This is a genomic window from Empedobacter sp. UBA5987 (assembly GCF_002429865.1).
Taxonomy (GTDB): domain Bacteria; phylum Bacteroidota; class Bacteroidia; order Flavobacteriales; family Weeksellaceae; genus Empedobacter; species Empedobacter falsenii_B.
Genome location: NZ_DJBB01000050.1, coordinates 17914 through 28667 on the forward strand (window position 1 = coordinate 17914; position 10754 = coordinate 28667).

A 10754-nucleotide genomic window follows, 5' to 3' on the forward strand; every position below is an offset into this window, starting at 1 on the left:
TTTATTTTTATTTAAAACAAAAAAAGAACAATATGTATCCAGCAGAAATAGTAATGCCAATGAAGGCTCAGTTGACTTCTAATGGTTTTGAAGATTTAACTACTCCAGAACAAGTAGAAGCAGCAATAAAACAAGAAGGAACAACTTTGGTAATGGTAAATAGTGTTTGTGGTTGTGCTGCAGGTGCTGCAAGACCAGGAGTTGTAATGTCATTAGATAATGATAAAGTTCCTACACACTTAACAACAGTTTTCGCAGGATTTGATAAAGATGCTGTAGCAAAAGCACGTGAATTTTTTGCTCCATTTCCTCCAAGTTCTCCAGCAGTTGCTTTATTCAAAGATGGTGAATTAGTACATATGTTAGAGCGTCACCACATCGAAGGGCACTCTGCAGCAGCTATTGCAGAAAACTTAAAAGCAGCTTACAACGAGTTTGCTTAAGACTAAATTTGAAGGTTATTTCAAAAATATTTTAAAAAGTGGAGCAATTTGTTCCACTTTTTTTGTGTTCAAAATTCTTATAAAAAAGAGTTTTATAAATTTTAATTCGAGGAAAAGTTTAAAAACCTGAATTAACATCATAACATAAAATATATCATATCAAATTGATTGCTAAACCTATGAAATAGAGAAAAATGTATCAAAATAATCTGTAAATTAGCAATTCGAAATTTTTTAATATATTATTTAATAAACAAATGAGAATAGCAGTCGTAGGCGCTACCGGAATGGTCGGCAGAGTTATGCTCCAAGTTTTGGAAGAAAGAAATTTTCCAATCACTGAAATTATACCAGTAGCATCAGAAAGATCAATAGGAAAAACTATTGAATACAAAGGAAAAGAATACAAAATTGTATCAATGCAGGATGCTGTAGAAATGCGAGCTGATATCGCAATCTTTTCAGCAGGTGGAGAAACTTCCAAACAGTGGGCGCCTAAGTTTGCAGAAGTCGGAACAACTGTAATTGACAATTCATCGGCTTGGAGAATGGATCCAGATCGTCCGTTGATTGTACCAGAAATCAATGCAGATATTTTAACAACAAATGATAAAATTATCGCAAATCCTAACTGTTCTACAATTCAGTTGGTAATGGTGTTAAATCCTTTGCATAAAAAATATGGAATTAAACGTGTTGTTGTTTCTACGTATCAATCGGTTACAGGAACTGGTAAAGATGCAGTTGAACAATTGAATGGAGAAATTGAAGGACGTGATGTTGCGAAAGTTTATCCATATCAAATCTTCAAAAATGCATTGCCTCATTGTGATGTTTTTGATGAAGAAACAGGTTATACAAAAGAAGAATTGAAATTAACGCGTGAGCCTCGTAAAATTATGCGTGTGGACGAAATGAATATCACTGCTACTGCGGTTCGTGTTCCTGTGCAAGGAGGACATTCGGAGTCGGTGAATATTGAATTTGAGAATGATTTTGATTTAGCCGAAGTTCGCAAATTATTAGCAGAACAGGAAGGTGTAACAGTACAAGATAATCCAGACACAAATACTTATCCAATGGCTTTCTATTCAGAAGGAAAAGACGATGTTTTTGTAGGACGTATACGTCGTGATTTATCTCAACCAAATGCATTAAATTGTTGGATTGTTGCAGATAATTTACGCAAAGGTGCAGCTACAAATGCAGTTCAAATTGCTGAATATCTAGTAAAACATAATTTAGTTGGATAAAAAAATCAATTAAAAATGAATATAAAGTCGCTCTTGTAGCGACTTTTTTTTATGTTTAATGAATAAGTTTTCAGAACTTTAACAAATATTTTACGCTATCAAAGCAACCAGAAGCGTAATTTTCGCATCTAAATAATAAGAAAGAAAAAGTATTTTGGACGAAAAACAACTCATAAAAGCTTGTATCAGCAATGATTCGAAAGCACAGCGGCTGCTTTATGAAAAATATGATGCGCGATTTTTTGCGGTTTGTAAACGTTATTTTACCGATATACAACAAGCGGAAGATGCGTTGGTAAAAGGATTCTTGAAAATTTTTCAGAATCTTGAGAATTATTCGTTCGAAGGAAGTTTTGAAGGATGGATGCGAAGAATTATGATTAATGAATGTTTGATGGAGTTGCGGAAAAATAAAATTTTTCATCTCAATGTTGACGATTACTCCTCTTCCATTTCATCTAACCAAGAAGCTTCGCAACAAATAGAAGAAGATGATGTGATGAAACTCCTCGATTATCTACCCGAAGGCTGTCGTCTCGTGTTTACCCTCTACGTTATTGAGGGGTATAAACACAAAGAAATTGCCGAAAGTTTGGGCATTACAGAAGGAACATCGAAATCGCAACTTAATTTAGCGAAGACGAAATTGAAGGAAATGTTAAGTAAGAATGAAAATATAAAATCAAGTTTATCGTGAACACAAACGATCCAATAGAAGATTTATTTCGATCAAGAAGAAACGAAACTGTCGGCGAAAAACCAAGAGATTTGGTGTGGAAACGTATTGAATCTGGTTTGCAGAACGAGGAAAAGAAAAAGAAACCTATTCGCGAATTTGTTTCGAGTGTATGGTTTTCTGCTGCTGTTTTCGCGTTGATTGCGATTCCTTACTTTGTACTTTTTATCGAGAATATTAATACTGAAAATAGAGAAAATTCACTTGAAATTGTTAAAACAAATGTCCCAGTTATTGAGCAATCACCTCCTGAACAAGAAGAAATAGTGGTTTTAGAATCGAAAGATAAAGATTTGGAAAAACCTCTAGAAATAGTAAAGAATGATAAAGTTACAAAAGAGCCTGTTTATAAAGTAATGGAAGGGCATTCTGCTGGTGCAATTGATGATAAAGGATATTTTCCTCAATTATCTAAAGCGTCCGCTCCAAATGCTCCAGTTACTTTATCAGGACTGCAAGCAATGGAAGCTCGTTCTAAGGTTTTAGATTCGATAGAAAAAGAAGGTCAATATGCTAAAGCAAATAGTCAAAATTTGGGATATTTGAAAGATTCTGCTATCTCAGATAAGTTAGCAGGAAAAGCTTCAGGTGTCGTGATTAGGGGTGTTTCTAAAATGAAAGATACTTCTGATGTGATGAAAATGACGGTTGTTGCAGAAACACGAGCTGCAAATGCTTCGTTAGAAACAGCTTCGATGATGGATGTTTCTCCAAAAAAATCTGAAATTGACAAATATGCAATTGTTTATAAACCTTTAAAGTTTACAGTAAAATCGGATATTCTACGTACTAATTTTAAATTACAAAAGAAATCAAAAAATAAAATTTCGTTTGAAAGTACAACGAATAATCTTGTCATTACATTCGAAAAAGTAAATGATAAAATTGTTTTAACAACAAACGAACCAAAGGTTGATGCAACGCTTTTGGGAGTTTTGGAAAAAAATAAAAAAGAAATATTTAAATATTATAATAAATAGAGATTAAAAAAAGGTTCGCTTTTAGCGAACCTTTTTTTAATTATTTCCATATAATTTTATTGCATTTTCTTTGTCTTGATTCATCGCGATGATTAAATCATCTAACGAGTCAAATTTCTTTTCATCTCGCAAATGTCCTAAAAATTCAAGGCAAATTGTTTCTCCATAAATTTCTCGATCAAAATCCAATATATTCACTTCTACTCGATGTTCGCGAGAATTGGTAACCGTTTCTCGAAATCCGATACTTAATAAACCTAAATATTTTTGATTATCTACAAAAACATCAACCGCATAAACGCCATCTTTTGGAATCAATTTATTAGGATCAACTTGTAAATTAGCGGTAGGAAAACCAAGTGTACGCCCAATTTTATCACCATGAACAACTTCTCCAGAAAGTGGATAATGATAGTTTAACGCTTTGTTCGCATATGCGATATTTCCTTCGATAAGTGCATTTCTAATTTTTGTAGAACTCACCGCCACATCATTTTCTTCGACAGCTTGCAATTGAATCAAATTGAAACCATATTCTTTCGAAAGAACTTGTAATTGCTCGAAATTTCCTTCTCTATTTTTCCCGAAATGATGATCGTAACCAATGACTAACGTATCAATATTGATTTTATCAACCAATAAATTTTTGACAAATTCGACAGAAGTTACTTGTGAAAAATCTTTTGTAAACGCTTGAATAATCAAATGTTCTAATCCAAATTGACGTAAAACATTTTCTTTTTCCTCTAAAGTGTTCAAAAATTTAAGATCACAATTTGGCTGTAAAACCATTCTGGGATGTGGATTAAAAGTAATCAAAACACTTTCTCCATCAATTTCTTTTGCAATTGTATTGAGTTGTTTCAGAATAGATTGATGTCCAATGTGCACACCATCAAACATGCCCAAAGTAAGGACAGGACGTTTGATAGGTTTGATTTCTTCTAAGGATTGATAAACGTTCACTAAAAATGATTTTGCACAAAATTAAGGCTTTCAAATCGAACTTCAAATCTATTTTTAATTTCCTTTGATTGTAATATTCTGATTGTTATAGTAAGTCGTAAAATAAAATTAGGATTAATGAAATTGATTTTATAAATTTAAATATAGACATAACATCAAGAGAATCAATCATGAAGATATTTATACTTTTTTTATTACCATTTGTTTCATTATTCGCTCAAAATTATAAAGTTGAATATGAAGGGAAAAGCTTGTTATCAGAGCAAGAAAAGAAGAGATTAGCAGCTTATCCTGATATAATTGAGCAATATGAATCGCCAAAAACATACGATTTGTTTGTCAATGAAAACAATTTGTGTTTGAGTAAAGAACGACCAAAATTGAATAGTAATAATATGGAAATGATTGGAAGTTATACCATAAATTATACAATTATTAATCCTGTAGAAAAAATTATTTACGAAGATATTAATATTGAAAATAGAAATTATAAAGTAAAATCTCCCTTAAAGTTAGACGAAAATTGGGTTTTTAGTAGAGATACTAAAACGATAAATGGAATTGTTGCCACAAAAGCAACAATGGAAAAATCTAAAAATACGTATGAAGTATGGTTTGCAAAAAGTATAAAAACGAAATGTGGACCAAACAATTTTGGTGGACTTCCAGGCTTAGTTTTAGAAATTACAATAAAACCTAAAAATGAAACTGGTTCAACATCAATTGTTAAAATGACGAATATCGAAACGATAAATAATGATAAAGAATTTAATTCTTATTTCAATAATATTTCTGATAAAACAATTTCGAGAGGAGAATTTGATAAGATTTATGAAGATTATCAGAAAAAAGTACAAGAAATGTATGGCGGAAATGGAGTTGATAAGGATTGATATTTTTGTTTTAGAAGTTCGTTGTTTATAATATTCTGATTACTAATCAAAATATTATGACAAAAATCTTAAAAAGTATATAAATTATACAATGTTTTTAACTTACCTTTGCACCCAAATAAAATAAACTAAATCATTTCATATAATGGCAAATCAAAAGAAAGGTAAGATTGCACAGGTTATTGGACCTGTAATTGACGTTATTTTTGATAACGCAGAAGGCCTTCCAAATATTTATGATGCATTAGAGGTTCCTCGTCAAGGAAAAGAAACATTAATTCTTGAAGTTGAGCAACACATCGGTGAAGATACTGTACGTTGTATCGCAATGGATAGTTCTGATGGTTTACAAAGAGGTCAAGAAGTTATCGCTTTAGGAAAACCAATTATGGTTCCTATTGGAGAAGACATCAAAGGACGTGTATTTAATGTAGTTGGAGATGCTATTGATGGTTTAGGGAATTTAGACAAAGAAAACGGTTTACCTATTCACCGTCCAGCTCCAAAATTCGAAGAATTATCAACATCTGCAGAAGTTTTATTTACAGGTATTAAAGTAATTGACTTAGTAGAGCCATACGTAAAAGGTGGTAAAATTGGTTTATTTGGTGGTGCCGGAGTAGGTAAAACAGTATTAATTCAGGAGTTGATGAACAACATCGCTAAAGGACACGGAGGTTTATCTGTATTCGCTGGTGTTGGAGAGCGTACTCGTGAAGGTAATGACTTAATGCGTGAGATGATTGAAGCTGGATTAATTAATTACGGTGAAGATTTCATGCACTCTATGGAAGGTGGATCTTGGGATTTATCTAAAGTAAACAGCGAAAACATGAAAGAGTCTAAAGCTGCTTTCGTTTTCGGACAAATGAATGAACCTCCAGGTGCACGTGCTCGTGTTGCTTTAACAGGTTTAACATTAGCTGAATATTTCCGTGATGGAGATGGACAAGGTCAAGGACGTGACGTATTATTCTTCGTAGATAATATCTTCCGTTTTACACAAGCAGGTTCTGAGGTTTCTGCCTTATTAGGACGTATGCCATCAGCCGTAGGTTATCAGCCAACATTAGCAACTGAAATGGGTGCTATGCAAGAGCGTATTACATCTACTAAAAACGGATCTATTACATCTGTACAAGCAGTATATGTACCTGCCGATGATTTAACTGACCCTGCGCCAGCTACGACTTTCGCGCACTTAGATGCTACAACGGTATTAGATCGTAAAATTGCTTCATTAGGTATTTACCCAGCGGTAGATCCATTGAACTCTACATCTCGTATCTTATCACCAGCAATTATTGGTAAAGAACATTACGAAACAGCACAACGTGTAAAAGAAATCTTACAACGTTACAATGCTTTACAAGATATCATCGCGATTCTAGGTATGGAAGAGTTATCAGAAGAGGATAAATTAGTTGTACACCGTGCACGTCGTATCCAACGTTTCTTATCTCAACCATTCCACGTTGCAGAACAGTTTACAGGTATCCCAGGTGTTTTAGTAGACATCAAAGATACAATCAAAGGATTCAACATGATCTTAGATGGTGAAGTTGACCAATATCCTGAGGCTGCATTCAACTTACGTGGTACAATCGAAGAAGCGATTGAAGCTGGAGAAAAAATGTTAGCAGAAGCTAAATAATATAATTTAACCATATAAAGAGTGCTTACGTTTCTTTTCTTTTTGAAAGTTGCTAAGTACTCTTTTTTTTAAAAACAATAGGATTATGCACTTACAAATTATTACGCCAGAATTCGTAGTTTTCGATGCAGAAGTAGATGCTGTTACTTTACCAGGGAAAGATGGTGAATTTCAGTTATTAAATAACCACGCTCCTATCGTTGCAACTTTAGGTGAAGGAACAATCAAAATTAAAGTTCACACAAAAACTTTCGAAGATTTCGATAATCAATCTGGCAAAGTTTACAGTTCTCCATCTAATGAATCTACATTATTGTTAGATATCAAAGGAGGAACAATAGAAATGAACAATAATAAAGTAATCGTTTTAGCAAACTAATTACTTTTTTATCATAAAACTTAAAAGGAGATCAATTTTGATCTCCTTTTTTTATGTTTTCTACTTAATATTCTCTTTTTTACTTCAAATTTTATTCTGTTTAAATCCTTTTTATAGATTTCGAAAGAAATATTTTTAACTTTTTGGCATGAATATTCTTTTTAAATCAATTTTATAGATTTATTTTCTAAAAACTAATTATAAATTTTATTATTTAGAAAATTATTCTAATTTCACATAAAATATAAAACTACAAAGTGTAGTTAGAAATGAATAATTTTTAAAGATGAAGTACAATTCTAAAAAACATTCTTTTGGACACGGCGTCCTGCTTCACAGCATCTATAATTGTATCAATAGTAAAATTCGAATGTGCAGCTGCTAATTTTAGCTAACTAACCTACCTACTATTTATTAATCGTAGTCACATTCAAAACAATTTTATTATGTCAACAGAAAAACAATTACATTTCGATACTTTACAAGTACACGCAGGTCAAGAAGTAGACCCAACAACAGGCTCTCGAGCTGTTCCAATTTATCAAACATCTTCTTATGTATTTAATGATGCCGAACACGGAGCAAATTTATTTGCTTTGAAAGAATTTGGTAACATTTACACAAGAATTCAAAATCCAACAACCGACGTTTTCGAAAAACGTATTGCTGCGCTGGAAGGTGGTGTTGCGGCATTAGCTGTTTCATCGGGACAAGCGGCACAATTTATTGCTTTAAATAATATTTTAGAATCAGGAGATAATTTTGTTTCGGCTTCTAATCTTTATGGCGGAACATATAATCAATTCAAAGTTGGTTTTAAGCGTTTAGGTGTTGATGTTCGCTTTGCTGAAGATGCAGATCCAACAAAAATTGAATCATTAATTGATGAAAATACAAAAGCGATTTATGCAGAAACGATAGGAAATCCGAGTTTTAATGTTCCAGATTTTGAAGCAATCGCTGCAATTGCACAAAAATATAACATTCCATTTATTGTGGATAATACGTTTGGTGTGGGCGGTTATATTTTCAAACCTTTAGAGCATGGAGCAAACGTTGTCGTAGAATCTGCAACAAAATGGATCGGTGGACACGGAACTTCTATCGGTGGAGTTATCGTGGATGGTGGAAATTATAATTGGGGTAATGGTAGATTTCCACAATTTTCTGAACCATCAGAAGGTTATCATGGTTTAGTTTTTTCCGATGTTTTTGGAGTGAATGGTCCTTTTGGTAATATTCAGTTTATTATTCGTGCCCGCGTCGAAGGTTTGCGCGATTTTGGTCCAGCAATTTCACCGTTCAATTCTTTTTTATTGTTACAAGGTTTAGAGACGTTGTCGTTAAGAGTTCAGAAACATTTGGACAATACGTTAGAAATTGCGCGTTGGTTAGAACTTCATCCGCAAGTTGAAAAAGTGAATTATCCTGGATTAATTACTTCTCCAAGTCATCATTTGGCAAAAAAATATTTGAAAAATGGTTTCGGAGCTGTTTTATCATTCCAAATTAAAGGTGATGCAGACAAAGCGAATCAATTTATTGATAGTTTAGAATTGATTAGTCATTTGGCAAATGTTGGCGATGCAAAATCGTTAATTATTCATCCTTCTGCAACAACTCATCAACAACTGAGCGATGATGAACAAAAATCTGCTGGAGTTTTTCCTGGTTTATTGCGTCTTTCTGTCGGAATTGAATATATTGATGATATCAAAAATGATCTTCAACGAGCTTTTGATAAAATTAAATAAACAAAGTATTTTAGTTATAAATTTATTCAGTGAATTTTCATCAATATAATTATACAAAGCCATTTCAATTAGAAAATGGTCAAATTCTCGAAAATTTAACCATTGCTTATCATACAGCGGGAACGTTGAATCCCGAAAAAAATAATATCATCTGGGTTTGTCATGCTTTAACGGCAAACTCGGATGTTTTTGATTGGTGGGCTGGTCTTTTTGGAGAAAATGAATTATTCAATCCAAAAGATCATTTTATTATTTGCGCCAATGTGATTGGTTCTAATTATGGAACGACAAATCCGTTGTCTACAAATCCTGAAACAAATTCGCCTTATTATCGAGATTTTCCTACAATTACGATAAAAGATATGGCAAATGCGCACCAATTGTTGGCAGATCATTTAGGAATTTCAACTATTCATTTATTAATAGGTGGTTCACTCGGTGGTCAACAAGCGTTAGAATTTACGTTACTTGATCAAGTTAAAGTGGATAATTTGGTTTTGTTGGCGACAAATGCGGTACATTCTCCATGGGGAATTGCGTTCAACGAATCGCAGCGTTTGGCTATCGAAGCCGATTCAACTTTTAACGATAAAATTGAGGATGGAGGAAGAAATGGATTGATTGCGGCGCGTACAATTGCGATGTTGTCTTATCGTACCTATATTATATATGAACAGAAGCAAAAAGACAAGGATTCTGTTTACAACGATTTCAAAGCGTCTTCTTATCAAAAATATCAAGGTGAAAAATTAGCAAATCGATTTAATGCACATTCATATTGGACACTTTCGAAAGCGATGGATTCACAAAATTTGGCTCGAAAGAGAGAGTCTTTAGAGAAATCATTGGCTCAAATTTCATCCAATACAATAGTTATAGGTATATCTTCGGATATATTATTTCCGCCAAGTGAGCAAAAATTTATAGCGAATCATATTTCAAATGCAAAATTCATCGAAATTGATTCTATTTTTGGACACGATGGTTTCTTGGTCGAATTACAAGAATTAAATACAATTTTGGAACATCTCGTATAATATTATGAAATGAATAATTATCTGAAGCTCGATTTATTCGAGCTTTTTTTATTTATAAATAGATTCTACGAAGTAGAATTTTCCCCGAGTCGATAACCATAAAGTATCCATTTTGCTTTTCTTTTTTGGAAGNNAATCTAAAATCTAATATCTCACTTCTCACATCTAAAAAAAACAAAAAATATTTCCCATCGTACCAGCAACTTAAGGGAAGAATGTAAAATAAATGTAAAGTATGTTTGGAAGTTCGGAAAAATGGGTTGTATATTTGCAATCCCAATACGAAAGACGAGTAGTATTGAAATTGACATAAGGACTTGTATAGCGAAAAAATTTATTTAAAAATAAATTTGCGAGTTTAGAAATAAGTTTTACCTTTGCAAACCGATTTCGAAAGGAGTTTGAGAGTGAAAGTAAAATTGACTTGTTGAAATAAAAATTTTCTAAATAAAATTTGTTAGTTAAAAAATAAGTATTACCTTTGCAACCGCAAATGCCGAGAGGGTTTGCTAAGATGAGAAGTTCATTTGAAATTATAAAATATACAGAAGGAAAAATAGCCGAATAAAACGAAGTCAATCCTTGAATAATGGAGCTATAGGAAATTCGAAGTTGTAAAAAACAGAAGCTAACGCTTCAAACAAAATTATTTACAATGG

At 32.7% G+C, this 10754-nt stretch carries 10 protein-coding genes; 9 read left to right on the forward strand and 1 reads right to left on the reverse strand.

All coding sequences use genetic code 11. The annotated features are described in order from the left end of the window. Window positions 1-32 precede the first annotated feature (32 nt). The 4 genes from B3J26_RS08410 (at window position 33) to B3J26_RS08425 (ending at window position 3412) form a co-directional block, all read left to right on the forward strand. A complete protein-coding gene (locus tag B3J26_RS08410) occupies window positions 33-443 on the forward strand; it encodes a BrxA/BrxB family bacilliredoxin (protein WP_038336154.1) in 411 nt (136 codons plus the stop codon). Window positions 444-700: 257 nt separating this feature from the next. Next, complete coding sequence (locus B3J26_RS08415) at window positions 701-1696, forward strand: aspartate-semialdehyde dehydrogenase (protein ID WP_038336152.1); 996 nt, start codon at window positions 701-703, stop codon at window positions 1694-1696. A gap of 154 nt (window positions 1697-1850) precedes the next feature. Then, window positions 1851-2393 (forward strand): RNA polymerase sigma factor, encoded by a 543-nt coding sequence (locus B3J26_RS08420; RefSeq protein ID WP_038336150.1) that lies wholly within the window; start codon window positions 1851-1853, stop codon window positions 2391-2393. After that, window positions 2390-3412 carry a hypothetical protein gene (locus tag B3J26_RS08425; RefSeq protein ID WP_291074142.1) on the forward strand — a complete coding sequence of 341 codons (1023 nt, stop codon included), beginning with the start codon at window positions 2390-2392 and terminating at the stop codon, window positions 3410-3412. Before B3J26_RS08420 ends, B3J26_RS08425 begins: the two co-directional genes overlap by 4 nt. A 36-nt stretch (window positions 3413-3448) precedes the next feature. Here the strand turns inward: B3J26_RS08425 and B3J26_RS08430 are convergent, their stop codons facing one another. Next, window positions 3449-4378 carry a bifunctional riboflavin kinase/FAD synthetase gene (locus tag B3J26_RS08430; RefSeq protein ID WP_125350580.1) on the reverse strand — a complete coding sequence of 310 codons (930 nt, stop codon included), beginning with the start codon at window positions 4376-4378 and terminating at the stop codon, window positions 3449-3451. Window positions 4379-4548: 170 nt separating this feature from the next. Between B3J26_RS08430 and B3J26_RS08435 the strand changes: the two genes are divergently transcribed. From B3J26_RS08435 to B3J26_RS08455, 5 genes are all read left to right on the forward strand, one after another. Continuing rightward, the gene (locus B3J26_RS08435) at window positions 4549-5271 is read left to right on the forward strand and encodes a GLPGLI family protein (protein WP_038336147.1); all 723 of its coding nucleotides are present in this window, start codon (window positions 4549-4551) and stop codon (window positions 5269-5271) included. Window positions 5272-5416: 145 nt separating this feature from the next. Beyond that, window positions 5417-6925: a F0F1 ATP synthase subunit beta gene (gene atpD, locus B3J26_RS08440; protein ID WP_038336144.1), complete on the forward strand. Its 1509-nt coding sequence runs from the start codon at window positions 5417-5419 to the stop codon at window positions 6923-6925. Window positions 6926-7010: 85 nt separating this feature from the next. After that, window positions 7011-7304, forward strand: coding sequence for a F0F1 ATP synthase subunit epsilon (locus tag B3J26_RS08445; RefSeq protein ID WP_038336143.1), 294 nt, complete (start codon window positions 7011-7013; stop codon window positions 7302-7304). 446 nt (window positions 7305-7750) lie between these two features. After that, window positions 7751-9058: an O-acetylhomoserine aminocarboxypropyltransferase/cysteine synthase family protein gene (locus tag B3J26_RS08450; protein ID WP_038336141.1), complete on the forward strand. Its 1308-nt coding sequence runs from the start codon at window positions 7751-7753 to the stop codon at window positions 9056-9058. Between the two features lie 29 nt (window positions 9059-9087). After that, window positions 9088-10095 (forward strand): homoserine O-acetyltransferase family protein, encoded by a 1008-nt coding sequence (locus tag B3J26_RS08455; protein WP_291074146.1) that lies wholly within the window; start codon window positions 9088-9090, stop codon window positions 10093-10095. Window positions 10096-10754: the final 659 nt, after the last annotated feature.